The sequence below is a fragment of the Paraburkholderia sp. CHISQ3 genome (genome assembly GCF_030464945.1).
Taxonomy (GTDB): domain Bacteria; phylum Pseudomonadota; class Gammaproteobacteria; order Burkholderiales; family Burkholderiaceae; genus Paraburkholderia; species Paraburkholderia megapolitana.
The window spans coordinates 373,407-398,093 of record NZ_JALPRG010000006.1 but is presented as its reverse complement, the minus strand read 5'-3'; the positions used below and the strand labels follow the sequence as shown (position 1 = coordinate 398,093).

The window sequence follows — 24,687 nt, the reverse complement described above, 5'->3', positions numbered from 1 at the left end:
CCGCGAACTCTGCCGCGCTGGTCCTCGTGCTCTCGCTCTGCAACGCTACGTGACATGCTCATCGCCACACCGTTGCGTCATGCGACGTGGGCGACACGGCGACGGTGTCTGGCGAGACCAAACGCAGATCATCTACTGCGCGTCGACAAACGCGCGCAGTTCGTTGTCGCGAATCTCGAGCACATCGAACAGCCCCAGCGCACGTAGTGCCGGTAACGCGTCGACGATATCGCGTTGCGCGGTCGCGCGTGCTTCTTCTGTAGCGCTCGCGTCGCGCCAGATCCGCGCATTGGCAAGAAAGGCGCCGACTGTGCCCTTGCGGACCGGCACGCCATTGAATTCGCCCTGGTTGAGGTGATCGGGAAGCAGTTCTTCGGCACGCATCGCGTACTCCTGTGGTGGTTGAGGCTTCCCACTGTAGATTGGCGCACGCGGATCGGCTGCGGTATAAAGGCCATTCGATACGTCATTCGCGCCATGTCCGCTCCCCTGCTCCCTCTTGTTCAACTCGAAGCAACCGACGGCCCACGGATCTACGCGGTCGAGCTGACGGGCGACGACGCTCGCGTGACTACTGCGCATCGTCACGCGCGCGGACAACTGTTCGGCGCGATAAGCGGACTGCTGTCGGTGGGTACCGAGCATAGCCAGTGGGTCGTGCCCGCCACGCATGCGGTGTGGATTCCGCCGGAGCTTGCACACTCGGTGCAATCGCACGGGCCGTTCTCGGGGTGGAGCGTGTACGTCGCAGCGGCTGCGTGCAGGGCGCTGCCGGACGAGCCCTGCACCCTCCCGATGTCGCTCCTGTTGCGCGCCGCGATCAGCCGCGCGGCCACCTGGAACGACGACCCGCTCGACGATGCACAGACACGCATCGCCGGTGTGATCATCGATGAAATCCGTTCGCTACCGCGCGAGCAGTTCGGCCTGCCGATGCCTCGCGACGCGCGGCTCATCCGCATTGCCAATGCGCTTGCGAAAAATCTGGCCGACAACCGCCGCCTCGAAGAATGGGCGCAGTGGGCCGCAATCGCACCACGCACGCTGTCGCGGCGTTTCATCACGGAAACGGGTTTTAGTTTTGCCGAATGGCGGCAGCGCGCACGCCTGATGCGTGCGCTCGAAATGCTGGCTGCTGGCGACGCGGTGACGCGCGTTGCCATCGATCTGGGTTACGACAATGTCAGCGCATTCATCGCGATGTTTCGTCGCGCGCTCGGTGTGACGCCGGCGCGCTATTTCGCGGCTCAAACGTCCGGCGATGAACCTGATGCGATGACCGAAGCGACCCGCAAGAACAATCACGACGCACAATAAAAAAGCGCCGCGCGAACAGACCGAAATCCGTTCGCGCGACGCCTACGCTTCCTGCTTCCCGATACCTGCCGTCAGTAGCGCCGCGAAGCGAGCTTCTTCACCACCGACACCATCCGGTCGACTTCATCGCACGTGTTGTAGAACGCGAGCGAAGGCCGCACGGTCGCTTCAACACCGAAGCGCCGCAGGATAGGTTGCGCACAGTGATGACCCGAGCGCACCGCGATGCCCTCTTCGTTCAACGCGCTGCCAACCTCTTCCGTCTCGTAGCCCTTCAGCACGAACGACAGCACACTCGCCTTGTCGCGCGCGGTGCCGATCAGTCGCACACCTGGCACGGGCGCCAGCACGCTCGTTGCGTATGCAAGCAGATCGTGTTCGTAGCGCGCGATATTTTCGATACCCACGCGCGTCACGTAATCGATTGCCGCACCGAGGCCGACTGCATCCGCGATATTGCCGGTGCCGGCCTCAAAGCGTCCGGGCGGCGGCTGGAACACCGTACGCTCGAACGTCACGTCCGCGATCATGTTGCCGCCGCCTTGCCACGGCGGCATGTCTTCGAGAATCGCGCGCTTGCCGTAGACCACACCGATACCGGTCGGCCCAAACACCTTGTGGCCGGAGAACACGAAGAAGTCCGCATCGATGGCCTGCACATCGACCCGCATATGCGACACCGACTGCGCCCCGTCGACCAGCGCCTTCGCGCCCGCGCGATGCGCGAGTTCGACGATCTCCTTGACCGGCACCACCGTACCGAGCGCATTCGATACCTGCGTCACCGACACGATCTTCGTACGATCGCTAAGCAGACGCCGATATTCTTCGAGCAGCACCTGGCCGGTGTCGTCGACGGGAATCACGCGCAAGGTCGCACCGGTTTGTGCGGCAAGTTGCTGCCACGGCACGATGTTCGCGTGATGCTCGAGATGCGACACGATGATCTCGTCGCCTTCGCCAACGTGCTTCACGCCCCACGTCTTGGCGATCAGGTTGATCGCCTCGGTGGTGCCGCGCACGAAGATGATCTCGTCCGGCGACGACGCGCCGATGAAGCGTTGCACCTTGCTGCGCGCCGCCTCGTAGGCATCCGTCGCGCGACCTGCCAGTGCGTGTGCCGCGCGATGGATGTTGGAGTTCTCGTGGGCGTAGAAGTACGCGAGCCGGTCGATCACCGACTGCGGCTTGTGCGTCGTCGCGGCGTTGTCGAACCACACGAGCTGACGTCCGTTGACGCGCTCCTGCAGGATCGGAAAATCGCGTCGTACGGCGTTGACATCGAACGGCGGATGGCTCGACGGGCCGACAGCCGGAATGGCACCGCCGGCTTTCGTGGGTTGTCCGGAAGCCGGCACCTGCCCCGCATCGTCGATGAAGTAGCGCGAAGCGGTACCGCTCGATGCACCCGCAGAGCCAACGTCGTACGGGAAACGCGATGCGGACAGAGGTTCATCCGCACCGGGCAACCCAAACGATTGCGCCGTCACGCTAGTCCAGCCCGGCACGACGATGTCAGGCGTCGCACCAACCGCGGACCGGTGATCGTTCGAACCGTCGAGAAAGTAATACGGCGATGGAGCCGATGGCGAAGACGGAACAGAGGCCCCACCCGCCGACGGACGCTGCGCCCCCACACCTTCCGGCACGCCCAGCGCAGCACCGCCAAACCGCGGATCGAGCGCAGGCGCCACCGTCACCACGTTATCGGGCAAACCATTCTGCGCAGCGGCATGCGGTGCAAGCGCCGGCGCCCGATGACCGAGCGACAGCACATGAGTCGGCGCAGCAGGCAGCAGGTTCGAGCCCGCCACCTGCCCTTGCGGAATCGCGGCACCAGGCACGCCGGTACCGGCGCCGCCAGGACCCGCGAGCGGCGAGCCGGCCGGCACCGGGTTGCTCGCTTCGGCGAGTACAGGAGCCGCGAGCGGCAACGCGCCCGCCGTACTCGGCACACCACTCACGGCACCGCTGCGCGCCACCGGCAATGCCTCACCAGGCAATGCCGAGAAGAACGCGTTGGCAAGTTGCGCGAGTGCCGACGGATCGGGCAAGCCCGGCGGTGGACCAGCAGGCACATCGAGCGGCAGGGCGCTGTCCATGTGCTTACTTGTAGGTGTCGGTGTAGTCATGGTACTTGCCGATCTCCACGTCATCGAGAACCGCCAGCGCGTCCGGCGAATGCACGGCCAGCGAGCAGTACAGCGAGATCAGATACGACGCGATCGCATGATTGTTGATGCCCATGAAGCGCACCGACAGACCCGGTCCCTGTTCGCCGGCGACGCCCGGCTGGAACAGGCCGACCACGCCCTGGCGCTTGTCGCCCACGCGCAGCAGCAGGATCTTCGTCTTGCCGTCCGCGACCGGCACCTTGTCCGACGGAATCAGCGGGATGCCGCGCCAGGTCAGGAACTGCGAACCGAACAGGCTCGTCGTGGGCGGCGGCACACCGCGGCGCGTGCATTCACGACCGAACGCAGCGATCGCGAGCGGGTGCGTCAGGAAGAATGCCGGCTCTTTCCAGACCTTTGTCAGCAGTTCGTCGAGGTCGTCGGGGGTCGGCGCGCCCGTCAGAGGAAACACGCGCTGTTCTTCGGCGACGTTGGCAAGCAGGCCGTAATCGGGGTTGTTGATCAGCTGGCTTTCCTGCAGCTCCTTGATCGTTTCGATCGTGAGGCGCAGCTGTTCCTTGATCTGGTCGTGCGGGCTGCTATACAGATCGGAGATGCGCGTATGCACATCGAGTACGGTACTCACCGCGTTCAGGAAATACTCGCGCGGTTCTTCTTCGTAAGGAACGAACGTGCGCGGCAGCAGGCTTTCGTCTTCGCGCGCGGTACAGGCCGCGACCACTGCTTCCGGATTCTTCACCTGGTTCAGCCGGTAGATACCCGCTTCGACCGGCAGCCATTGCAGCAGATGGGTGAGCCAGCGCGGCGAAATCGTCGAGAGCTGGGGAACGGTCTTGGTGGCATTGGCTAGTTGCCGTGCTGCGGTATCGCCGAGCGCCGTCAGGCCGCCCACTGTTGCTGTCATGTGTCGCTCCGGGGTCTATAGAAGAAAAACTGGAATGCTTATGAGCAAACGTGATTATGGAAACGGCGCCGCAGCCGCTCAACATGCTATAGACGTCAGGCGGGTACGTTTGGGGAAGTGGGAGTACTCGATGCGGGTGACGCAGTGGCTTTGGCGGAACTTACAGGCACCGCCACTGCGGTCGCGGTTCGCGAAGAATCCAACGATGGCAATGCGCATAACAGCGCCGCGATCGTTGCATCGAGCGCCTGGGCAAGCTTCTCGACGGTAACGATCGACGCGATCACCGAGCCGCGCTCGATCTCGCCGACATACGAACGGTTCAGACCCGCATGCTCGGCCAGTTGCTCCTGCGACCAGCCGCGTGCTTCGCGCAGACGCCGCACCGTGACACCGAGGTCTCGTACGATCATCGTCACGATGTGACTCCGGCTACTGCAGCTGATTGCGGCGCCGGGTTAGCGTGTGCCACACCCGCACCCGCATTCGAATTCGTCGCTTCGTTGCGCGACACCGCCTGAGTGACATGCGAGCCAGGCGCGACATCCTGCGTAAGCCAGACGTTGCCGCCGATCACCGCACCGCGCCCCAGCGTCACGCGCCCAAGTATCGTCGCACCGGCATAGATCACGACGTCATCCTCGACGATCGGATGGCGCGGCAAACCTTTTTCGAGGTGCCCCTGAGCGTCACGCGGAAACCTCTTCGCCCCGAGCGTAACCGCCTGATAAACACGCACCCGTTGCCCGATCACCGAGGTCTCGCCGATCACGACACCGGTGCCGTGATCGATGAAGAAGCTCGCGCCGATCTGCGCCCCCGGATGAATATCGATGCCGGTTTCGCCATGCGCCAGCTCGGCGACGATACGCGCAAGCAACGGCAAACCAAGCCCATATAGCGCATGCGCGAAACGATGATGGATCATCGCCAGCACGCCGGGATAGCACAGCAGCACCTCGTCGACGCTACCTGCCGCGGGGTCGCCGTGAAATGCAGCGAGCACATCGCTGTCGAGCAGCGTGCGGATCTCCGGCAGCTTTGCCGCAAACGCCCTGACAGCCGCGCCGGCTTGCGCTTCGATTTCGTCGGCGGAACGTGGGTGGTGGCGGGTCCGGTAATGCAATTCGAGTCGCGCCTGCGCGAGTAACGCATGCAGCGCGGTATCGAGCGCATGCCCGACATAGAAGTTTTCACTTTCCTGACGCAGATCGGCTGGCCCAAGCCGCATCGGAAACAACACGCCCTTGAGCGTATCGACGATCTCCGCGAGTGCTTCGCGAGCCGGCAATTCGCGCCCGCCCGGCTCGAGCGAGCGCTTCTGTACTTCGCGCCATTGCTGGCGAGCCGTCTGCAGTGCTTCTACGATGTCGTCGATATCGAAAACTGCCACAGCGGCTCCCGGCTGAAAGTGTGTAAGTGAAAAGCGCTAGTCCTGCACCCAGGGCAGCCCGCGAAAGCGCCACCCGTTACTGCCGCCGCGCCGTTGCGCCGCATCGAGTTCGCCTTCAAAGCCTTCCAGAACATTGAAGACCTGGCTGAAACCGCCCTTCGTCGCAGCTTCGGCGGCGAGCGCCGAACGATTGCCGCTACGGCACAGCAGCAGCACGAGCGCATCCTTGCCGGTCTTCGCTTCCAGTTCGCGCACGAAGCGCGGATTGCGTGTCAGGCTCGTGCCCGTCGCCCATGCGACGTGCAGGCTCTCCGGCACATGCCCGACGAATTTCCGTTCTTCCGCGCTGCGCACGTCGACCAGCAGCGCCTTGCCTGCCGACACCAGCGCCCACGCGTCCTGCGGCGCGATGCCGCCTGCATAGGGCAAACCTGCTTCTACCGCAGCCAATCGCGCCGCTTCAAGCACATCGAGTGCCGCGTGCACAGGCCGCTCTTCGACTTCAACCGTCATGACATCTCCTTGCCGAATATCCGCGCGCGTCAGTGCGGCGGGGGCTGGCGAGGCGGTAAAAAACCGTCTATAGCCATCACGAGACACTATGAAATAACCCGGCCGGAAGGCGAACCAATTAATTGTGCTTTCTAAAGAAGCAGCGGTTTGGTCGCCACATGGGCATGCATGGGCATTCGTCAGAAGATAGTGGTTGAAGGCGACAAACGCGTGGCGGTTACACCGGCTTGATGTCGGCGGCCTGCTTGCCCTTCGGGCCTTGTTTCACTTCGAAGCTGACCTTCTGGTTTTCCTGCAGCGACTTGAAGCCGTCCGCGCGGATTTCCGAGAAATGCGCGAACAGATCGTCGCCGCCGTCGTCCGGCGTGATGAAGCCGAATCCTTTTGCATCGTTGAACCACTTCACCGTACCCGTTGCCATCGTCGTTCCTTGCTATGCGAGACCCGTGCGTGTAGACAGAGCGCCGAACCCGCCGGGATCAGTTCGTTCGACGCCGGCTGAACGATACGGGAAGCCCACCGCATCGGGAACAAACGAATTCTTCGATGTTTATCAGCGCGGCTGACAAATCGCGCGCGGCGAGTGAGGTAAGCGAGGAAAGTGAGGTAAGCGCCGTTCAGCGCTCGAGGCGCGGTAACGCGAGCGTCGCGCCCGAGTCGCGTTGTGTGAGCGCACGCGCAACGACGCCGAGCGCGTCGTAGGCAAGCACGGCCAGCAGCCCGACGATCATCCCGCCTTGCAGGATGAACGCCGTGTTCGAGGTTTGCAGACCCGCGATGATCACATCGCCGAGTCCTTTCGCTGCCACCGTCGAACCGAGCGTCGCGGTGCCGAGATTGATCACCACCGACAGACGGATGCCCGACAGGATCACCGGCAGCGCGAGCGGCAGTTCGATCGACAGCAACTGGCGCAGCGGACCCATGCCCATGCCACGTGCGGCTTCGACGGTTGCAGCCGGAATGTCCTTGAGACCGGTAATCGTGCTCTCGAACACCGGCAGCAATCCGTACAGGATCAGCGCAATCAGCGTCGGCTTCACACCGAAACCGACCGCGGGCACCGCGAGCGCCAGCACCGCAACCGGCGGAAAAGTCTGGCCGATATTGACGATGCTGCGCGCAAGCGGCAGAAATTCGGCGCCCGCTTCACGCGTGACGAAGATCCCGGCGAGCAGCGCGATCACGGTCCCCACGAGACTCGCGCCGCCGACCAGCGCAAGATGCGCAAGCGTCAATCCAAGCAGGCTCGAGCGATCGTAGATCACAGGTGCGCCGTTCTCGGCGAGCGGCGCGAAGAGCGGCGCAAACCATTGCGGGCGAACCAGTAACGCGAGCAGTATCGCGAGCGCGAGCAGGCGCGAGGTCCGTGCGACGAGTTTCATCTCGGCCGCCCGGCGCGCGCGAGAATCGACGCGAGCGATACGCGGGTTCGCACGCTGCCGTCGGCCTGTGCTACCGGCAGGCTCTGCGTACCGCGCCACAGCAGTTCCGACAGCGCATCGCGCAGGTTCTGCGTACCGGCGATCGGCGCGCCATCGGCGGTACCGGGTTCGGCGATTTCATCGACCTGGGTCAGCGACAGCAAACGCAGCGGCCGGTCGGTACCGGCCACGAGTTTCTCGACGAAGCCAGGTGCGGGACGTGCGAGCAATTCGGCGGGCGTGGCAGCCTGTAGCACGCGGCCGCCGTCCATCACCACGATGCGATCGCCGAGGAGCAATGCCTCTTCCATATCGTGCGTGACGATCACCACCGTGATGCCGAGTCGCCGCTGCAGCGCGAGCAGATCCTCCTGCGCCTGGCCGCGGATGATCGGATCGAGCGCGCCGAACGGTTCGTCCATCAGCAGGATCGCGGGTTGCGCAGCCAGTGCACGCGCTACACCCACCCGCTGCTGCTGACCGCCGGACAACTGATGCGGAAACTTCGTACCGTACGTATCGGGATCGAGCTTGAAGAGCTCAAGCAGTTCGCGCACGCGTGCGTCGATGCGTGCCGTCTCCCAGCCGAGCAGACGCGGCACGGTCGCGATATTGCGAGCGACGCTCCAGTGCGGAAACAGCCCGTGCCCCTGGATCACATAACCGATGCCGCGCCGCAACTCTTCAGCGGGCACGCCGGACGTATCGCGTCCATCGATGCGGATCGTGCCGCTCGTCGGCGCGATCAACCGGTTGATCATGCGCAGCAGCGTCGACTTGCCGCTGCCCGATGTGCCGACGAGCGCGGTGATCGTGCCGCTGCCGATCACGAGCGAAACGTCGTCGACAGCGACGACATCGCCGAAGCGTCGACTGATCTTGTCGATTTCAATCATGCGCGATGTCCCTTGATGAATTCGGTCGCGGCGTCGAAGACAACGGCCGCGCTCAGTGCAAGCCCGATAGTCGGGGCGGCGCCGAGCAGCACGAGATCGATGGCCGACTGGCCGATGCCCTGAAACACGAAGGTGCCGAAGCCGCCACCGCCGATCAGCGCGGCGACGGTTGCGAGTCCGATGTTCTGAACCAGCACGATGCGCACGCCGGTCAGCACGACCGGCAACGCGAGCGGCAGTTCGACCGAGCGCAGACGCTGACCCGGTGTCATACCCATCGCGACGGCGGCTTCCGCCGTCTGCGGCGGAATCTGCCCGAGACCGACGACGACACTCGCCGTCACCGGCAGCAGCGAATAGAGAAACAGCGCGATCAACGCAGGCGCAACGCCGATACCGCGAATACCGAGTGCGGCGGCAAGCGGCACGTGGGCGGCGAGCAGCCCGAGCGGCACCATCATCAGCCCGTACATCGCGATGCTCGGAATGGTCTGGACAATGTTCAGCACCGGCAATGCGACCGCACGCAGCGCAGGCAGTTTCACGCACGCGATACCAAGCGGCACGCCAAACGCGACAGCCGCCGCAACGGAGCCCACAACCAGCTCGATGTGGCGCGCAGCTTCCTGCCAGAAGTTGTCCGCGTGCACCGCGTATTCCTGCATCACCGACAGGCCGTCCCATCGGCCGCTACCGAACAGCGCAGCGAGCGCGAGCCATGCGAGCGCGAGCACCGCGAGACGCGGTGCGGGACCGGGCGACAGTTTCGCGAGCGCGTCGGTGACCAGCATCGAGAACGCGAACGTGAGGATCCAGAAGCCGCCTGACGGCGACACACGGGCGAGCGGATGTTCGTCGGTGACGAGATGCGCGGGCGCGTATCCGACCAGCAAGGCGAGCCCTGCCAGCAGCGCGATGCCGACCACGAGCCGTAACGCGGCACGGCTACGCAGCAGCGCGAACAACGCGGCAGCCGCGAGCACCGCAACCGCAACCCTCGCCTCGCCGACGCTAAAGGTGTCGAGCAGACTGAGCCCTTTGCCCGACACGATCCGGTTCGCGCGAAACGTGACGAACGGTTCGAACGCGAGCGCTGCGGCGATCAGTATCGCGATCAGCGCACCGACCCGATCGACCTTGTCGACCAGCAGCGTGCCGCCAGTGGTACGTCGCCCGGCAAACGCAAGCGCCTGCGATTTATGCGTCTGCACGTTGCCTCCCGGGCCCGCCATTACTTGACGAAGCCTTTCGCTTTCAGATAGCTCGCCGCCACCGCCGCGGCCGGTTCGCCGTTCACCTGGATACGGCCATTCAGCGTTTGCAGCGTCTTCAGGTCGAGGCTCGCGAACACCGGCTTCAGATACCCGGCGATCTCCGGATGCGCCTTCAGCACCGCCTCGCGGATCAGCGGTGCGGGGGCGTAGACGGGTTGCACATGACGGTTGTCGTCGAGTACCACGAGACCGGCTGCTTCGATCGCGCCGTCCGTGCCGTAGACCATTGCCGCGTTAACCTTGTCGGTCTGTTCGGCGGCCGCCTTGATCGTTGCCGACGTGTCGCCGCCCGACAGCACGAGCAGTTGATCCGGTTTCAGCGTGAAACCGTAGGTCTTCTCGAACGACGGCAACGCGCCCACGCTGTTCACGAATTCAGCCGATGCCGCGAGCTTCACCTGACCGCCCGCCGACACCCATTTGCCAAAGTCGCTAAACGTATGAATATTGTTGGCCTTCGCTACGGTGCCGAGCAGCGCAACCGCCCACGTGTTGTTCGCCGGCGCCGGCGCAAGCCAGACGATGTGATTGGCCGCGTAATCGAGCTTCGCCGCTTCTTCATAACCCTTCGCAGCGTTTTTCCACAGCGGATCGTCGCCCTTGTTGAAGAAGAACGCCGCGTTGCCCGTGTACTCCGGATAGATATCGATCTCGCCGGTCGTGATGGCCTTGCGCACGATCGGCGTAGTGCCTAGGCCGATCTTGTCGGTGACGGCGATGCCGTGCGACTTCAGCACCTGCGCGATCAGATTGCCTAACAGATTGCCTTCGGTATCGATCTTCGATGCGACCGTGACAGTGTCGGCGGCATGCGCCCCGATCGAGGCCAGTAGAAGCAGCGCTGCAACGCCCTTGAGGGTGGGGGTGTATTTCATCGGTACCGTCGCTCCAGCGAGTGGAAGTTTCGTATGGGCAGCCGGTGCCTGCGATGCAGCGACGACCCGGGGACAACGGGCGCGCGCACTGTCCACGCGACAGACAATCGGCTGCAGTAGCTGCGCAGAATAGCGAGGGTGGGATGCGGCGCAAACCAACAAATTCAGATTTCCAAATGGTTGCGGCTGCAAACGGTACCCATCGATCTACCCGGCGTAAAACTAGAAAGCATTTCAGATCTATGTGGTTTGCAAGTCAAATTGGTGCCACGATAATCCGCCGAGGTCAAGAACAACCCTAGAACAACCACAAACAATCACAACGGATTATCGATGAAAAAGACACTCGCCGTCGCGGCCCCGTTCCTCGTTGCCGCATGCGCGGCGCATGCCCAAAGCGCCGTCACACTGTACGGCATCGTGGAGGACGGTGTGGATTTTGCCAGCAATGTCAATGGCAGCCATCTGGTCCAGACGGCCTCGGGCGTCACCGCGGGCAGCCGCTGGGGCGTACGCGGCACCGAAGATCTGGGCGGCGGGCTCAGCACGATCTTTCGCCTCGAAAGCGGCTTCGACATCAATTCGGGGCGCCTCGGCAGCGGCCTCGCGTTTTCGCGTAATGCGTACGTCGGTATCCAGAGCGAACAGGTCGGTACTGTGACGCTCGGGCGTCAGTGGGATTCGATCGTCGACTATGTCGAGCCGTATACGCTGAACGGCAACATCGGCGGCTATTACTTCGCGCACCCGAACGACATGGACAACACCGATAACGGCTTCCCGATATCGAGTGCGATCAAGTACCGCAGCCCGACCATCGCGGGCTTCACGTTCGGCGGACTGTATGCGCCGGGCGGCATCGCCGGCCAGTTCTCGAACAACGCGGTGTACAGCGCGGGCGGCACGTACTCGATCGGTGCGTTCAGCGCGGGGATCGGCTATCTGCGCATCAACGATCCGGAAGTGTCGACCCAGGGCTATCAGAACTACCCGGGGTTCACCAACGCGGTGTACGGCAATTTCCTCGCCAATGCGCGTGCGCAGAAGGTGTTCGGCGTCGGCGCGTCGTACCGTGTCCTGACTTCCCTGCGTCTGCTCGCCGATTTCACGAACACGATCTTCCAGCAGGGCAGCGCCGGTCACGATGCGACGTTCCAGAACTACGAACTGTCGGGAATCTACAACCCGACATCGGCGGTGACGATCGGCGCGGGCTATACGTACACAACCGGCCGCGACCACGCGAGCGACGGCGAGCCGAAATACAGCCAGTTCAACCTCACGGTCGAATACGCGCTATCGAAGCGCACGTCGGTGTACGCGCTGGGCGTGTTCCAGAAAGCAGCCGGCGATGCGACCGTTGCGCAGATCGCCGGGTTCAATCCGTCTTCGAGCCAGAAGCAGGCTGTCGGACGGGTCGGGATTCGTAGTATTTTCTGAGCGGCCTGCACGACGAGCCCTTCTTAATCGAGCCCACGCGGCTCGATCAACCCCGCGAAGCGGTCGGCCAGCGCCGGCCGCGAGCGATGCGGCCAGATCGCGCTCAACTCGAAGCGCGGCAGCGTCGCGCCGTCGCTGACCTCGCACAGCCGCACGCCGTTGAACTGCAGCGTGCGCACCGAATACGGCAGCAACGACACACCGCAGCCCGCGGCTACGCAGGCCAGCACAGTCAGCGAGCGGTTCGCGTCCTGCACGATCTCCGCCTCGTGCCCGGCCTGACGGAACGCGCTCAGGATACCGGCGCGTATCACCGGCAGCTGCTCGTGCGGAAACCACACCAGCCCGTGCGCCGATAGCTCCTGCAACGTGACGCGGCCATCCGGCCCGACCGGAAACGAAGCGGGCAGCACCGCCACGAGACGCTCGCGGGCAATCAGCTTCTCCCGCATCCGGCCGCCTACTGCAACGGGCGTGTGCAGCAGCCCGATATCGATTTCACCGCGCTCGAGCGCACTCACCTGCTCCGCGTTGCTCATTTCGCGCAGTGCGAGAGCAACGTCCGGCACCGCGGCGCGCAACGCCGCCAGCGCGCGCGGCAGCACGTCGAACAGCGCCGCCGATGCAAAACCCACCGTCAACCGTCCGCCGCGCTGCGCACCGATTTCGCGGGCGCGGTGCGAAGCGGCATCGATACGCGCGACGCTCAACCGCACGTCGTCGACGATCGCGAGACCGGCCGGCGTCAACGCCGCTCCGCGCCGCGTGCGCGTGAACAGCTTGACGCCGAGGTCCCGCTCCATGCGGGTCAGCGCCTGGCTCAACGCCGGCTGCGCGACGCCGAGCGTATCGGCTGCGCGCGTCACACTGCCCGCATCGGCGATCGCGAGGAAGTATTTGAGGTTGCGTGTTTCCATGTTCTCTATATACGAAAGACATATGAAAAATGATCTTTCTCATAATACAACGCTATCCCGTGCGTCCCTAGAATGCGGAGACAAGGCGGAGTCGCCGCGGTTCGCCCACAGCGCGAGCCGATAACCAGGAAGGCACGGAGACAGGATGAACTGGTATCGGGATATTTCGACGGCGGAAAAGCGCACGTTATGGGGCTGCTTTGCGGGCTGGGCACTCGATGGTGTCGACACCCAGCTCTTCAGCCTCGTGATTCCGACGCTGCTCGTCACCTGGGGGATCGGCAAGGGTCAGGCGGGGTTGATCGGCGGGGCGACGCTGGTGGCTGGCGCGCTCGGCGGGCTGCTGGCGGGCTGGCTTTCCGATCGCTACGGACGGGTGCGCGCATTGCAGATCACCGTCATCTGGTTTTCGCTGTTCACGTTTCTCAGTGCCTTCGCGCAGAACTTCGAACAGTTACTGGTGTTGAAAGCGCTGCAGGGGCTCGGCTTTGGCGGTGAGTGGACCGCAGGCGCCGTGCTGCTTAGCGAGACGATCCGCGCCCAGCATCGCGGCAAGGCGATGGGTATCGTGCAGAGCGCATGGGGCTTCGGCTGGGCTGGCGCCGTGCTGCTATACACGGTGACGTTCACGTGGATATCGCCCGAGTGGGCATGGCGCGTGCTGTTCGCGATCGGTGCCATGCCCGCGCTGCTCGTGCTGTATGTGCGCCGCTCGATCAAGGAGCCGCCGCGCGCACCCTCAGCGCGTAATCCAGAGCAGGCCCATGCGACCGCGTCGCACATCTTCGACCGCTCGGTGATCCGCACGACGATTGTCGGTGCACTGATCGGCGTCGGTGCGCATGGCGGCTATCACGCGATCACCACGTGGCTGCCGACCTATCTGAAGACCGAGCGACATCTGTCGGTGCTCGGCACCGGCGCGTACCTCACGGTCATGATCACGGCGTTCATCGCCGGGTGTTTCGTCAGTGCGTGGCTACAGGACCGCATCGGCCGACGCAGGAACGTGATCCTGTTCGCCGTATGCTGCGCGGCCACCGTGAACCTGTACACCTTCCTGCCGATGGGCAACACCGCGATGCTGATCCTGAGTTTCCCGCTCGGGCTCTTCGCAGCGGGGATCCCGGCGACGCTCGGTGCGCTCTTCAACGAGCTCTATCCGCAGGGAATACGCGGTACCGGTGTCGGCTTCTGCTACAACTTCGGGCGCATCGTATCGGCGGGATTTCCGGTGCTGGTCGGACACATGGGCAACTCGATGCCGCTCGGTTCGGCGCTCGGCATCGATGCGGGCGTCGCCTATGGACTCGTCGTAGTCGCGGCACTGATGCTGCCAGAAACCAAAGGGCGCAAGCTTGCTGCGGCGGAGCCTGCTGGTTCTGCTGCGTCTACGGCATCGAATGCATCTGCGGCGCCGGTGGCGCGGCGCGTGTGATCCCGGTGTCGATCTCTCTTCCTCTCATGCAATGACCCAGAGTCCCGTTCTTCCCGCGTTTGACGCTGCCCGCTCTGGCGACACCCCGGCCACCGCGGTCGCGCGCTGGTATCGCACGGACCCGGTCTGCATCACCGCCGTCGATACGCACGCGCATGTATTCGTGCGCGGCCTGCCGCTCGCGCCGCAGCGCCGTCACGCCCCCGACTACGATGCGACGCTCGACGACTACGTCGCCCATCTGTGCGCGAACCGCGTCTCACATGCCGTACTGGTACAGCCGAGTTTTCTCGGCACCGACAACAGCTTTCTGCTCGACGTGCTGCGACGTTATCCGCGGCGCTTCCGCGGTGTCGTCGTGGTCGATCCCGAGATCGACCACGAGCAACTCGCGACGCTCGCGCATGCCGGCGTAGTCGGCATCCGGCTGAATCTGCTCGGCCTGCCGCTGCCCGATCTGCGCGATGCGCGCTGGCGGGCGCTGTTCGAACGGATCAACGCGTTTGGCTGGCATGTCGAGGTGCATCGCGAAGCGGCCGATCTGCCGCAGATTGTCGGCGCATTGCTCGACGCGGACTGCACCGTGGTCGTCGATCATTTCGGGCGGCCCGATCCGCTTCTTGCCGCCGACGATCCAGGCCTGCGCTTCCTGCTTGGCACTGCGTCCAGCGGGCGCGTGTGGGTCAAGCTGTCCGCGGCCTATCGCAGTGCCGTCGACACCGACGGTATGCAACACGGACAGCGGCTCGCCGCGCTGCTGCTCGAACACTTCACGCCGACGCGCCTTGTCTGGGGTAGCGACTGGCCGCATACGCAGCACCAGCATCTCGTCGATTACGATGCCACCTGTGCGGCGCTCGCGCAGTGGGTGCCGGAGCGCGAGGCACGCGAAACGATCCTTGTAGATTCGCCGCACCGGCTGTTTCGTTTCGACTAGCGCTCCTGGCAGTAGCAGGAAGATGTGCGGCGCGCCTGCGACATAACAAATCAAGGAGACACGCTCATGGCTAAAGCGCTCGCCGAGGCAATCGCGCCGACCATCGGATCGACCGCTTCGCCGGTTCGAATCCGTTCGATCGTCGGTGGGCTCGCCGGCAATCTGATCGAGTGGTACGACTTTCTCGCGTACAGCATCTTCTCGATCTATTTCGCCCCCGCGTTCTTCCCCAGCGACAAACCCACCGTGCAACTGATGAACACCGCCGCCATCGCCGCGGTCGGCTACATCGCGCGACCGCTGGGCAGCTGGCTGATCGGCCTGTACGCCGACCGGCGCGGCCGCAAATCGGCACTGACGGGCTCGGTGATGGCGATGTGCATCGGCTCGCTGATGATCGCGATCACGCCCGGCTACGCAACGATCGGTGTATTCGCGCCGCTCATGTTGATCGCCGCACGTTTGCTGCAAGGGCTCAGCATGGGCGGCGAGTACGGTACCAGTGCGACCTATCTGAGCGAGATCGCGCCCGCGAACCGGCGCGGCTTCTACCTTGGCTTTCTGCAGGTCAGTGTGGTGGCGGGACAATTGCTCGCGCTCGGGCTGATGCTGCTGATGCAGCACGTGCTGCTCACTGCTGCGCAGATCGAACGCTGGGGCTGGCGCATTCCGTTCGTCGTCGGCGGGGCGCTCGCGCTGTTTGCGCTTTATATGCGCCGCAACGTGGTGGAAACCGAAGCGTTCACGCACGGCACGCAGCAAACCGGCCCATCGGTTGCGCGCGAGATGATGCTGCACTGGCGGCAGATCCTGCTTGCTTTAGGCATCACGGTTGGTGGAACTGTCGCGTTCTACACCTACACGGTGTACATGCAGAAGTTTCTCGTGAATACCGTGGGGCTCGGCAAGGAGACGGCCACGTTCGTATCGGCGGGAGCGCTGCTGCTCTATATGCCGCTGCAGCCGCTGTTCGGCCTTGCATCGGATGTAGTCGGACGGCGACCGGTGCTGATCTGCTTCGGCGTCTGCTGCACGCTGTTTTCGGTGCCGCTCTTCAATGCGCTGAGCCATACGCATAGCGTGACTACGGCGTTCCTGCTGTCGTTCGCGGGGCTCGTGATGCTGAGCGGTTTCACTTCTGTCCATATGCTCGCGAAAACCGAGCTATTTCCGGTGCGCATCCGCGCGCTGGCGGTTGGACTGCCGTATGCACTGACTACCGCGATACTGGGCGGCACCACCGAATTCGTCGCGCTGCGCTTCAAGGCAGACAGCCATGAAGCGTGGTTCTACTGGTATGTGACTGTGTGGGCGGGGATCTCGCTGCTGGTGTATCTGGGGATGCCGGAGACGCGGTTTCGTGCGGTGGGTTCGGTTAGGTAGTGAGCACCTGCGTTTCGTACGCGCCAAATCCATTTGGCGCGCTTTCCTTTTCACCAATCGCTATAACGATTCAGCATAATTTACTTTGCGCTTTCTTATTATTACATAATCGAATTGAACGATTTTTCAAAATTTTTCAAATTTCATCAAAAAAAGTTTGACAGTGGGTTATCTGCCTTATATCTTTTGATCACCCAATTTCCCACCGATCATCTCTCTTGATCAGTCGCCGCATTTTCCGATGGGGTTTTCCCGCAGATAATGCGACGCGCATGGCTGCCGGTCCGGCATTATCTGGCAAAGCTTTTATATTCACCGAATGCTTTCATTCCGACGAAGGTAGCGATAACTCGTTGGCGCTTGATATTTATTTGATGATTGACGATACAAAGCCATTCCATCGATATCATTAATATTATTTTCAGCTATGTAAATATGATTTCCCGATATCTGGAGAGATCACGATTGGCAGCGAGTCGCCTCGCCCACGGCCCCTTTGGAGAATGAGCCAGACATGAACTGACCTGAGTCTCGAAGTTGATCTGCTGATGAGAAATATCCAGCCAGCATGACACTCATTGCAAAAATTGAAATAACCGGTTTCGATTGACGGATGAATCAGCACGCCATTATGTCTTCACACTGCAGTCACCGGATTATCTGAGCTTCACATTTCCCACTACGGAGACGTTCAATGTCACCCTGAACATACCTATCACCTTCCTGAGTTACGCGTGGAAATTCAATGCTTCCAATGACAGTTATCCGGGTCGATTCATAATATCCGTATATAACCGCATCGGTTCGTCGTCACTATTCTGGAGCTTACCAATGAAGAAGGTTACGCACGTCGACAGTACGTTTTCAAAGGGCTTTACCAAAGCACTCCTACCGTTGGCTATCGCTGCGACGCTAATACCCCTGAGCGCGCAGGCCGCGAATACTTCGAATAACTGGGTGGCAACCCGGACCGGCGCTTTCCTGCAGGCCGCGGCGCCATCCGCCACTACGGCTACGCAGTCCGAGGCCCAGAGCACCGCGACGAAAACGGGCGCCTTTACGCTCGGCGCCAGCGCTGCCACCGGAGTCGTGAATGCCCTTGTTACGCCTCTCGAATTAAGCCAGCCACTGCATATCACGGTGGTCCTGAAAAACCGCAATCAGGATCAACTCGACACTTTCCTGCGCGAACTCGCGCAACCGGGCAGCCCGAATTACCGTCAATTTCTGAAGCCGGCACAGTTCAAAGCCCGCTTCGCACCCACCGACGCCCAGGTTCAAGCCGTGGTCGAGCATCTGCGCGCCAACGGTTTTAGCAACATCCAGGTATCGGCGAACAACAAGCTGGTTTCTGCAGAAGGCAATGCAAATAACGCGCAGAGCGGTTTTCATGCGAGCCTGAAGCGCTTTAACTATCGCGGCAAACAGGTCTACGCCAACGACTCGGCAGCGTTGATTCCGGCGTCGCTAGGCTCGACCGTCGACGCCGTGCTCGGCTTGCAGAACGCCGTCGTTCCGCACAAGACGATCCACCGCGTGCTGCCCGGCAGCGCTGTTGCGCGTGAAGCGCACGCCACGACCAACGCCGCCGCATCGCAGGTCGCCCACCAGCCGACCGACTTCGCGACGATCTACGACGCAGCCAGCTTGCCGGCCGCGAGCAACACCACGGTGGGCATCATCACCTGGGGTGACATGACCCAGACCATCTCGGATCTGAACACCTTCACGCAGAACGCCGGACTGCCGACCGTCAATACCTCGACGGTTGCGGGCGGTCAGGGCACGCTCGCCGACGACGGCGACCCGGCCGAATGGGATCTGGATAGCCAGGACATCATCGGGACGTCCGGTGGCGTGCAACAACTGATCTTCTATGCAGCGGTCAACGGCGACAGCCAGGATAGCGGCCTGACCGACGCGACCTTGACGGCGGCCTACAACAAGGCCGTCACCGACAACGTGGCGAAGGTCATCAACGTGTCGCTCGGTCTCGACGAAGCATCGGCGAATTCGGATGGCTCGCTGCAGGCCGACGACTCGGTCTTCCAGCAAGCGGTCGCACAAGGCCAGATTTTCTCGGTGTCCTCGGGTGACGCGGGCGTGTATCAGTGGTCCACTTCGCCGCAGGGCGCGCCGGGCTATATCGGCACGAACGACGGCAGCGGTGTCCAGACCACCATCAACCTGTCGCAATACAGCGTCTCGTCGCCGGCCAGCTCGCCTTATGTCGTAGCCGTGGGCGGCACGACCCTGTCGACGAAGAACACGACGACATGGTCCGGTGAAACGGTGTGGAACGAAGGCACGGCGTTCGCCGACCTCGACTCCAATGGCAACCCGGTCGACGATGCCGTGCGCATCTGGGCCACGGGCGGCGGCGTAAGCCAGTATGAAACGGCGCCGAGCTGGCAAACCACGGCACTGGGTTCGTCGGTGACCAAACGCGTCTTGCCGGACGTCGCGTTCGATGCGGCTTCCGCGACAGGCGCCCTGATCGTCATCGATGGCCAGGCGGGTCAACAGGTGGGCGGTACGAGCCTGGCGTCGCCGATTTTCGTCGGCGGCTGGGCGCGCGTGGAGTCGGCGCACAACAACAGCCTGAGCCTGCCGACGTCCGGCTTCTATCAGACGTTCCCGACCACCACGACGTCGATCCATGACGTGACTTCGGGCAACAACGGCTACGGCGGCAAGGGCTATAACGCCAAGGTCGGCTGGGATGACACCACTGGCTTCGGCAGCCTGGACTTCGGCAAGCTGAGCGCGTCGTATGGCCAGTAAGCAGTAATAACGCCGCACCCGCTAGCCGGGTGCCGGCAATGGTCCGCAGTCTCGAACACCCCTTTTCGAAGGGGTGTTCTGCTTTATGGAGGGATCACCGCTCGACGATTCCACCGCTTTCCGCACACCGCGCTTACGCTGCGCCATCACCGAACTTGCGCCGGTAGGCGCCAGGACTCGTCAATGCAATGCGACGGAAATGCCGGCGCAACGATTCCTCCGAACCGAAGCCCGCCCGCTCGGCAATTCGCGCCATCGGCAGGCGCGCATGCGTTTCCAGCAACTCGCGCGCAATCGCTACGCGCTCGCGCAGCAGCCATTCATACGGCGCCATACCGGTAGCGTCGCGAAACTGGCGTTGCAATGTGCGCGGGCTCATCGCGGCATGCTTTGCCAGCGAATGCAGCGTATGCGGCAACGCCGGGTTCACGCGCACCCAGTCCATCAGTTTGGCGAGGCGCCCGCTGTCGTCGACGGGTAACGGACGTGGGAGGAACTGCGCCTGCCCGCCCTCGCGATGCGGCGGCACGACCAGACGCTGGGCGACGCGATTCGCAATTGCACTGCCGTAGTCGCGGCGCACGAGATGCAACAGCATGTCGATCCCCGCCGCCGATCCCGCCGACGTAATCACCTGCCCTTCATCGACGTACAGCGCGTCGGGCTTCACGTTCAGTTGCGGGTAGCGCTTTTGCAGCTTCTCCGCATAGCGCCAGTGCGTCGTCACCGTCTTGCCGTCGAGCACACCCGCGGCGGCAAGCACGAACACGCCGGAGCAGATCGAGCAGAGCCGCGCGCCGCGTCGATACGCCGCGCGGATCTTGCGCAGCAGCGGCTCGGGAGGCGTTTCATCGGGGTCTCGCCAGCCCGGTACGACGATCGTCGCGGCACGCTCGAGCATGCGCAGCGTATAGGGCGCCGCGACGGTGATACCGCCGGCCGCGCGAATCGGACCGGGCTCGCTCGCGCAGACCGCGAAGCGGTACCACTCGACATCGAGTTCCGGGCGCTCCAGCGCGAACAGTTCGGTCACGCATCCGAATTCGAATGTGCAAAGCCGATCGTAGACAAGGGCAACGACGAGATGACGATCCATGGCGCGATGTTACCGGAGATTGTCGATTACGCCACTGCCGTGCGTTGCGGTTGCGACGCAAAATGATCACTCGAAATCGTTCATCGGAACCCACATCATGTCGACTCTTTCAGCCAATGCCGTCACCGCAATCCCCGCCGCGGAAAGCACCGCCGCCCTCGCCCACTTCCAGACATCGTTGCAATTCGAAACCGACTGCTCCGACGTCGCCGGTGCGCTGTCGTCAGGATCGCCGGGCTTCGTGCTGCTCGACGTGCGCAGTCCTGCGCTCTATGCGCAGGGCCACGTACCGGGCGCAGTGAATCTGCCGCACGGCAAGATCGTCGTATCGAAGCTGCTCGACTATCCGTCCGACACGCTGTTCGTCACGTATTGCGCAGGCCCGCACTGCAACGGCGCGACGCGCGGAGCGATCCGTCTTGCGCAGCTCGGGCGGCCAGTGAAGATCATGTCCGGCGGCGTTACGGGCTGGCTCGACGAGGGCTTTGAACTCGCACGTGCGGCTGGCGGTTGAATGCGTTGCGTTGCCACACGCCAAGGCGAACCGCCGGCGCTCACCCCACCACCAGCTTCTCGAGCCTGCTCTGCAGTTCGTCGGTCGCGCAGGTCATCGGCGCGCGCAACTCGTTGCGCAGCCATCCCTGCGTGGCCAGTGCGGCCTTCACCGGGCTAGGGTTAGGCTCAGCGGTCAGCGCGCGAATCAACGGCGCAAGCGTATGAAAAATCGCGCGCCCTTCGTCGAGCCGCCCGGCTGCAAGCGCGCGATACATCTCGACGAAGCGCTCCGGCCGCAGATGCGCCGACGCCGCAATCGCACCGCTACCGCCGAGACACAACGTGTGAAAAATATCGAGGTCATCGCCGGCCAGCACCTGCAACCGCCCATCGAGAATCAGCGTCAGCGTCGTATCGGCCGAGCCCGCGCAGTCCTTAACGGCTTCGATCCGCGGGTGCGCTGCGAGCGTCAACAACGTTTCGATTTCAAGCCGCACGCCGGTGCGATACGGAATGTCGTACAGCACGAGAGGCTTCGTGCTCAGATCCGCGAGCCCCGCAAAGTAATCGACGAGACCGCGCTGCGCGGGACGAATGTAGTACGGCGCGGACACGAGCACACCGGCCACCGGCAGATCGTTCAGCTGCGCGATGCGTTCGCGCACGCTCGCCTCGTGGTTGCCCGATACGCCGACCAGCACCGGCAACGAGAACGGGCCAGCGGCCGCCAGCACTGTAGCGAGTACGGCGTCCTGCTCGCGCGCATCGAGCGCGGCGGGCTCACCGGTAGTGCCGAGCGCGACGAGACCCGACACGCCTGCATCGGCATACAAACGTACCAGCCGGCGCAACGCCTCGTGATCAACCGCGCCATCGGCAAACGGCGTAACGATGGGAATCCAGATACCCGAAAAGATAGACATGACTTAACCTCGAACGCGACCGTATCAGTTCCGTTCAGCGGTGCGGGGAGGCGATGTCGAGGGGGAGAAAACGCGGGCCTTGACTGGCTGTTCCGTCGCACATCTGACGACGGAACAGCTGGCTCCGGTCAGATGAGCAGCTGTTTTTTTGCTTTGGCGCCCACGGCACCGGTGGCTCCGCACGCGCGCACACGGCCTGCCGTGGCGGCAGGAAGCAGGTTGCGGGAGAGGTGGGGAGCGTTTTGCATGTCGGGCAGTGTACCAGGATTTCGCGTTTGCACGCAAAACGGGCTTGACTTCCCGTCCGGTCGAATTAATATACGCATCGCGTACATAACCACGACCGAGAGGTGCCCGCATGAGCGTCCCGCAACAAGCCTTCCTTCGCGACGCGATGCGCCGCCTGAACATGACCCGCGACGGCTTCGCGACCCGTATCGGCGTGACGCGACGGGCGCTCGACACGTGGCTGCTGCCCGACGACTCGCAGGAATCGCGGGCCATGCCGGAGATCGTCGAGCGCTTCGTGTCGGAAATCGTGGTTCACGGCGAACCTGGCGATAAATATACGCAGAGCGTAGATTCACAGTCGCTGGCGAGCCAGATGCTGTTCGAGGGCAAGCCGCAGTTGCTGTCGGTCGATCAGTTCTCGCGCGACTCGGTCGAGGCGCTGTTTCGCGTCGCGGACATCATGCAGCCGATCGCACGACGCCGAAAAATCTCCCGCGTTCTGGAAGGCGCCGTGCTCGGCAATCTGTTCTTCGAAGCCAGCACGCGAACGCGCGTGAGTTTCGGCGCGGCGTTCTGCCGGCTCGGCGGCTCGGTGTGCGATACGACAGGCTTCACGTTTTCGTCGATGGCCAAGGGCGAGTCGATCTACGACACGAGCCGCGTGATGAGCGGCTACGTCGATGCGCTCGTGATCCGCCATCCGGAACAGGGATCGGTGGCCGAATTCGCGCGCGCGACCAACGTGCCGGTGATCAACGGCGGTGATGGTCCCGGCGAACATCCGAGTCAGGCGCTGCTCGATCTGTACACGATCCAGCGCGAGTTCTCGCGGCTCGGCAAGATCGTCGACGGCTCGCATATCGCGCTGGTCGGCGACCTGAAGTACGGGCGCACCGTGCACTCGCTGGTCAAACTGCTGTCCCTGCATCGCGGCATCAAGTTCACGCTGATTTCGCCGCCGATGCTCGAAATGCCCGCGTACATCGTCGAACACATTTCGCGCAACGATCACGTGATCGAACAGACACACGATCTCACGGCAGGCCTGCGCGGCGCCGACGTCGTGTACGCGACGCGCATCCAGAAAGAGCGCTTCACCGACGAATCGTTCGAAGGCTATACGCCCGACTTCCAGATCAACCAGGCGCTCGTCGACAGCGTGTGCGGCCCGGAAACGCTGATCATGCATCCGCTGCCGCGCGACAGCCGCCCCGGCGCCAACGATCTGAGTACCGACCTGAATCACGATTCGCGTCTCGCGATCTTCCGTCAGACCGACAACGGCATCCCGGTGCGCATGGCGATCTTCGCCGTGCTGCTCGGGGTCGAGAAACTGGTCCAGCATTCGATGCGCGACGCCGCGTGGCGCGCGCCCGCATACCTCGGTCCCGACGATGCCGTGTTTCACGGCATCGACTGACACGACACCGCCGCGTGGTGCTACAGCGGCTACTGCGGCTACTGCGGCTACTGCGCGAGCGGTTCGAGCCCGCTGCGGGTGATCACGGGCGCCGCGGCCGGCGACGCGAGGAAGCGGATCAACGCCTGCGCACCGGCCGGATCCTTGCTGCCAGCGGCAATGCCGGCTGAGAACGTTGTGTATTGCTGCACGTCGTCGGGCAGTTTGCCGACCACCGTCACGCCCTTCACGGGCAGCAGCTCGCTCACCTGCTGAAAGCCGATCTCCGCTTCGCCGCGTGCCACGACGTTGCCGACCGGCTCGGCGGGAATCATCCGGCTCTTGCCCTTTACCTGCGCCTCGATGCCGAGTTTTTTGAACAGCTCGTTGCCCACGTAGACGCCGCTCGCGCTGTCCGAATACGCAATCGATTTCGCCGCAAGCAGCGTCTGCCGCAACGCGTCGTCGGAGTGGATGTCGGGTTGCGGCGCGCCTGCGCGCACGGCGATGCCGATCGGCGAGCGCGCGAAGTCGACCTTGCTACCCGGCACGACCTTGCCGGCCTTGATCAGATCGTCGAGCGCATAGCCCACCATGATCAGCACGTCGGCCGGTTCGCCGCGCGCGAGGCGCACGGGGATTGCGTTTTCGGTCGTGCCCATCGACGGACCCCACGCCGTGGCCAGCGTATCGCCGCTCGCGTGTTCGAACTGCGGGCCGAGCTCGCGGTAGGCCGCCGCAAAACCGCCGGAGATCATCACCTTGACCTCGTCCGCGTGCGCTGCGCCGATCGTGCCGAACCATGCGCAGCAGATTGCGCCGAGCGCCAATGCGCCGAATCGTGTTTGCCGTGTCTTCACCGCTGCTGTCTCCAGTCTGTGTTTTCGTATCGACCCAAGCTGCCGATACGTCG

General features: G+C 63.3%; 23 protein-coding genes. 8 read left to right on the top strand and 15 right to left on the bottom strand.

Going from position 1 to position 24,687, the window contains the following annotated elements; all coding sequences use genetic code 11:
• Positions 1-132: 132 nt before the first annotated feature.
• Positions 133-384, bottom strand: a complete 252-nt coding sequence (locus M0D65_RS16740; protein ID WP_266253674.1) for a hypothetical protein — start codon at positions 382-384, stop codon at positions 133-135.
• Positions 385-477: 93 nt separating this feature from the next.
• Between M0D65_RS16740 and M0D65_RS16735 the strand changes: the two genes are divergently transcribed.
• Entirely contained in the window at positions 478-1,317 is an 840-nt protein-coding gene (locus M0D65_RS16735; protein WP_266253673.1) for a helix-turn-helix domain-containing protein, read from the top strand.
• 71 nt (positions 1,318-1,388) lie between these two features.
• On the opposite strand, the gene M0D65_RS16730 is transcribed toward M0D65_RS16735, so the two are convergent.
• The 10 genes from M0D65_RS16730 to M0D65_RS16685 all read right to left on the bottom strand — a co-directional run bounded on the left by M0D65_RS16730 (position 1,389) and on the right by M0D65_RS16685 (position 10,731).
• Complete coding sequence (locus M0D65_RS16730) at positions 1,389-3,449, bottom strand: family 2A encapsulin nanocompartment cargo protein cysteine desulfurase (protein WP_266253672.1); 2,061 nt, start codon at positions 3,447-3,449, stop codon at positions 1,389-1,391.
• Positions 3,424-4,356: a family 2A encapsulin nanocompartment shell protein gene (locus M0D65_RS16725; protein ID WP_091015567.1), complete on the bottom strand. Its 933-nt coding sequence runs from the start codon at positions 4,354-4,356 to the stop codon at positions 3,424-3,426. Before M0D65_RS16725 ends, M0D65_RS16730 begins: the two co-directional genes overlap by 26 nt.
• 95 nt (positions 4,357-4,451) lie before the next feature.
• On the bottom strand, positions 4,452-4,775 hold the full coding sequence (locus tag M0D65_RS16720; protein WP_266253671.1) for a helix-turn-helix domain-containing protein: 324 nt from the start codon (positions 4,773-4,775) through the stop codon (positions 4,452-4,454).
• Positions 4,772-5,749, bottom strand: a complete 978-nt coding sequence (epsC, locus tag M0D65_RS16715; RefSeq protein WP_266253670.1) for a serine O-acetyltransferase EpsC — start codon at positions 5,747-5,749, stop codon at positions 4,772-4,774. Before epsC ends, M0D65_RS16720 begins: the two co-directional genes overlap by 4 nt.
• Before the next feature lie 36 nt (positions 5,750-5,785).
• Positions 5,786-6,262, bottom strand: a complete 477-nt coding sequence (locus M0D65_RS16710) for a rhodanese-like domain-containing protein (RefSeq protein ID WP_091015559.1) — start codon at positions 6,260-6,262, stop codon at positions 5,786-5,788.
• A gap of 217 nt (positions 6,263-6,479) precedes the next feature.
• The gene (locus tag M0D65_RS16705) at positions 6,480-6,683 is read right to left on the bottom strand and encodes a cold-shock protein (RefSeq protein WP_091015557.1); all 204 of its coding nucleotides are present in this window, start codon (positions 6,681-6,683) and stop codon (positions 6,480-6,482) included.
• A gap of 196 nt (positions 6,684-6,879) precedes the next feature.
• Positions 6,880-7,647 (bottom strand): ABC transporter permease, encoded by a 768-nt coding sequence (locus tag M0D65_RS16700; protein ID WP_091015554.1) that lies wholly within the window; start codon positions 7,645-7,647, stop codon positions 6,880-6,882.
• Positions 7,644-8,582 carry an ABC transporter ATP-binding protein gene (locus M0D65_RS16695; protein WP_091015551.1) on the bottom strand — a complete coding sequence of 313 codons (939 nt, stop codon included), beginning with the start codon at positions 8,580-8,582 and terminating at the stop codon, positions 7,644-7,646. Before M0D65_RS16695 ends, M0D65_RS16700 begins: the two co-directional genes overlap by 4 nt.
• On the bottom strand, positions 8,579-9,733 hold the full coding sequence (locus M0D65_RS16690) for an ABC transporter permease (RefSeq protein ID WP_245811628.1): 1,155 nt from the start codon (positions 9,731-9,733) through the stop codon (positions 8,579-8,581). Before M0D65_RS16690 ends, M0D65_RS16695 begins: the two co-directional genes overlap by 4 nt.
• An 80-nt stretch (positions 9,734-9,813) precedes the next feature.
• Positions 9,814-10,731 (bottom strand): ABC transporter substrate-binding protein, encoded by a 918-nt coding sequence (locus M0D65_RS16685; RefSeq protein WP_091015544.1) that lies wholly within the window; start codon positions 10,729-10,731, stop codon positions 9,814-9,816.
• A 333-nt stretch (positions 10,732-11,064) separates the two neighbouring features.
• Between M0D65_RS16685 and M0D65_RS16680 the strand changes: the two genes are divergently transcribed.
• On the top strand, positions 11,065-12,171 hold the full coding sequence (locus M0D65_RS16680) for a porin (RefSeq protein ID WP_091015541.1): 1,107 nt from the start codon (positions 11,065-11,067) through the stop codon (positions 12,169-12,171).
• Positions 12,172-12,194: 23 nt separating this feature from the next.
• On the opposite strand, the gene M0D65_RS16675 is transcribed toward M0D65_RS16680, so the two are convergent.
• The gene (locus M0D65_RS16675; protein ID WP_266253669.1) at positions 12,195-13,088 is read right to left on the bottom strand and encodes a LysR family transcriptional regulator; all 894 of its coding nucleotides are present in this window, start codon (positions 13,086-13,088) and stop codon (positions 12,195-12,197) included.
• A gap of 145 nt (positions 13,089-13,233) precedes the next feature.
• On the opposite strand from M0D65_RS16675, the gene M0D65_RS16670 reads away from it, so the two are divergent.
• The 4 genes from M0D65_RS16670 (at position 13,234) to M0D65_RS16655 (ending at position 19,630) form a co-directional block, all read left to right on the top strand.
• Positions 13,234-14,526, top strand: a complete 1,293-nt coding sequence (locus tag M0D65_RS16670; RefSeq protein ID WP_266253668.1) for an MFS transporter — start codon at positions 13,234-13,236, stop codon at positions 14,524-14,526.
• A 31-nt stretch (positions 14,527-14,557) separates the two neighbouring features.
• A complete protein-coding gene (locus tag M0D65_RS16665; protein WP_266253667.1) occupies positions 14,558-15,463 on the top strand; it encodes an amidohydrolase in 906 nt (301 codons plus the stop codon).
• A 66-nt stretch (positions 15,464-15,529) separates the two neighbouring features.
• On the top strand, positions 15,530-16,846 hold the full coding sequence (locus M0D65_RS16660; RefSeq protein WP_266253666.1) for an MFS transporter: 1,317 nt from the start codon (positions 15,530-15,532) through the stop codon (positions 16,844-16,846).
• Between the two features lie 831 nt (positions 16,847-17,677).
• Positions 17,678-19,630 (top strand): protease pro-enzyme activation domain-containing protein, encoded by a 1,953-nt coding sequence (locus M0D65_RS16655; RefSeq protein ID WP_266253665.1) that lies wholly within the window; start codon positions 17,678-17,680, stop codon positions 19,628-19,630.
• 133 nt (positions 19,631-19,763) lie between these two features.
• On the opposite strand, the gene ftrA is transcribed toward M0D65_RS16655, so the two are convergent.
• Positions 19,764-20,726, bottom strand: a complete 963-nt coding sequence (gene ftrA, locus M0D65_RS16650) for a transcriptional regulator FtrA (protein ID WP_266253664.1) — start codon at positions 20,724-20,726, stop codon at positions 19,764-19,766.
• 97 nt (positions 20,727-20,823) lie between these two features.
• Here ftrA and M0D65_RS16645 point away from each other — a divergent pair, with 97 nt between their 5' ends.
• Complete coding sequence (locus tag M0D65_RS16645; protein ID WP_266253663.1) at positions 20,824-21,240, top strand: rhodanese-like domain-containing protein; 417 nt, start codon at positions 20,824-20,826, stop codon at positions 21,238-21,240.
• 40 nt (positions 21,241-21,280) lie between these two features.
• On the opposite strand, the gene dapA is transcribed toward M0D65_RS16645, so the two are convergent.
• Positions 21,281-22,144: a 4-hydroxy-tetrahydrodipicolinate synthase gene (dapA, locus tag M0D65_RS16640; RefSeq protein WP_266253662.1), complete on the bottom strand. Its 864-nt coding sequence runs from the start codon at positions 22,142-22,144 to the stop codon at positions 21,281-21,283.
• A 358-nt stretch (positions 22,145-22,502) separates the two neighbouring features.
• Between dapA and M0D65_RS16635 the strand changes: the two genes are divergently transcribed.
• Complete coding sequence (locus M0D65_RS16635) at positions 22,503-23,795, top strand: aspartate carbamoyltransferase (protein ID WP_091015522.1); 1,293 nt, start codon at positions 22,503-22,505, stop codon at positions 23,793-23,795.
• 47 nt (positions 23,796-23,842) lie between these two features.
• Here the strand turns inward: M0D65_RS16635 and M0D65_RS16630 are convergent, their stop codons facing one another.
• Positions 23,843-24,604 (bottom strand): substrate-binding domain-containing protein, encoded by a 762-nt coding sequence (locus tag M0D65_RS16630; RefSeq protein WP_266253796.1) that lies wholly within the window; start codon positions 24,602-24,604, stop codon positions 23,843-23,845.
• Positions 24,605-24,687 lie beyond the last annotated feature (83 nt).

What these genes read in the sequence shown, in the direction of transcription:
- M0D65_RS16685 (WP_091015544.1), bottom strand. Translation starts at nt 10,731, where the DNA reads ATGAAATACACCCCCACCCTCAAGGGCGTTGCAGCGCTGCTTCTACTG.
- M0D65_RS16730 (WP_266253672.1), bottom strand. Translation starts at nt 3,449, where the DNA reads ATGACTACACCGACACCTACAAGTAAGCACATGGACAGCGCCCTGCCG.
- M0D65_RS16695 (WP_091015551.1), bottom strand. Translation starts at nt 8,582, where the DNA reads ATGATTGAAATCGACAAGATCAGTCGACGCTTCGGCGATGTCGTCGCT.
- M0D65_RS16665 (WP_266253667.1), top strand. Translation starts at nt 14,558, where the DNA reads ATGACCCAGAGTCCCGTTCTTCCCGCGTTTGACGCTGCCCGCTCTGGC.
- M0D65_RS16740 (WP_266253674.1), bottom strand. Translation starts at nt 384, where the DNA reads ATGCGTGCCGAAGAACTGCTTCCCGATCACCTCAACCAGGGCGAATTC.
- M0D65_RS16645 (WP_266253663.1), top strand. Translation starts at nt 20,824, where the DNA reads ATGTCGACTCTTTCAGCCAATGCCGTCACCGCAATCCCCGCCGCGGAA.
- M0D65_RS16675 (WP_266253669.1), bottom strand. Translation starts at nt 13,088, where the DNA reads ATGGAAACACGCAACCTCAAATACTTCCTCGCGATCGCCGATGCGGGC.
- ftrA (WP_266253664.1), bottom strand. Translation starts at nt 20,726, where the DNA reads ATGGATCGTCATCTCGTCGTTGCCCTTGTCTACGATCGGCTTTGCACA.
- M0D65_RS16735 (WP_266253673.1), top strand. Translation starts at nt 478, where the DNA reads ATGTCCGCTCCCCTGCTCCCTCTTGTTCAACTCGAAGCAACCGACGGC.
- M0D65_RS16725 (WP_091015567.1), bottom strand. Translation starts at nt 4,356, where the DNA reads ATGACAGCAACAGTGGGCGGCCTGACGGCGCTCGGCGATACCGCAGCA.
- M0D65_RS16660 (WP_266253666.1), top strand. Translation starts at nt 15,530, where the DNA reads ATGGCTAAAGCGCTCGCCGAGGCAATCGCGCCGACCATCGGATCGACC.
- M0D65_RS16680 (WP_091015541.1), top strand. Translation starts at nt 11,065, where the DNA reads ATGAAAAAGACACTCGCCGTCGCGGCCCCGTTCCTCGTTGCCGCATGC.
- dapA (WP_266253662.1), bottom strand. Translation starts at nt 22,144, where the DNA reads ATGTCTATCTTTTCGGGTATCTGGATTCCCATCGTTACGCCGTTTGCC.
- M0D65_RS16705 (WP_091015557.1), bottom strand. Translation starts at nt 6,683, where the DNA reads ATGGCAACGGGTACGGTGAAGTGGTTCAACGATGCAAAAGGATTCGGC.
- M0D65_RS16700 (WP_091015554.1), bottom strand. Translation starts at nt 7,647, where the DNA reads ATGAAACTCGTCGCACGGACCTCGCGCCTGCTCGCGCTCGCGATACTG.
- M0D65_RS16635 (WP_091015522.1), top strand. Translation starts at nt 22,503, where the DNA reads ATGAGCGTCCCGCAACAAGCCTTCCTTCGCGACGCGATGCGCCGCCTG.
- M0D65_RS16670 (WP_266253668.1), top strand. Translation starts at nt 13,234, where the DNA reads ATGAACTGGTATCGGGATATTTCGACGGCGGAAAAGCGCACGTTATGG.
- M0D65_RS16655 (WP_266253665.1), top strand. Translation starts at nt 17,678, where the DNA reads ATGAAGAAGGTTACGCACGTCGACAGTACGTTTTCAAAGGGCTTTACC.
- M0D65_RS16710 (WP_091015559.1), bottom strand. Translation starts at nt 6,262, where the DNA reads ATGACGGTTGAAGTCGAAGAGCGGCCTGTGCACGCGGCACTCGATGTG.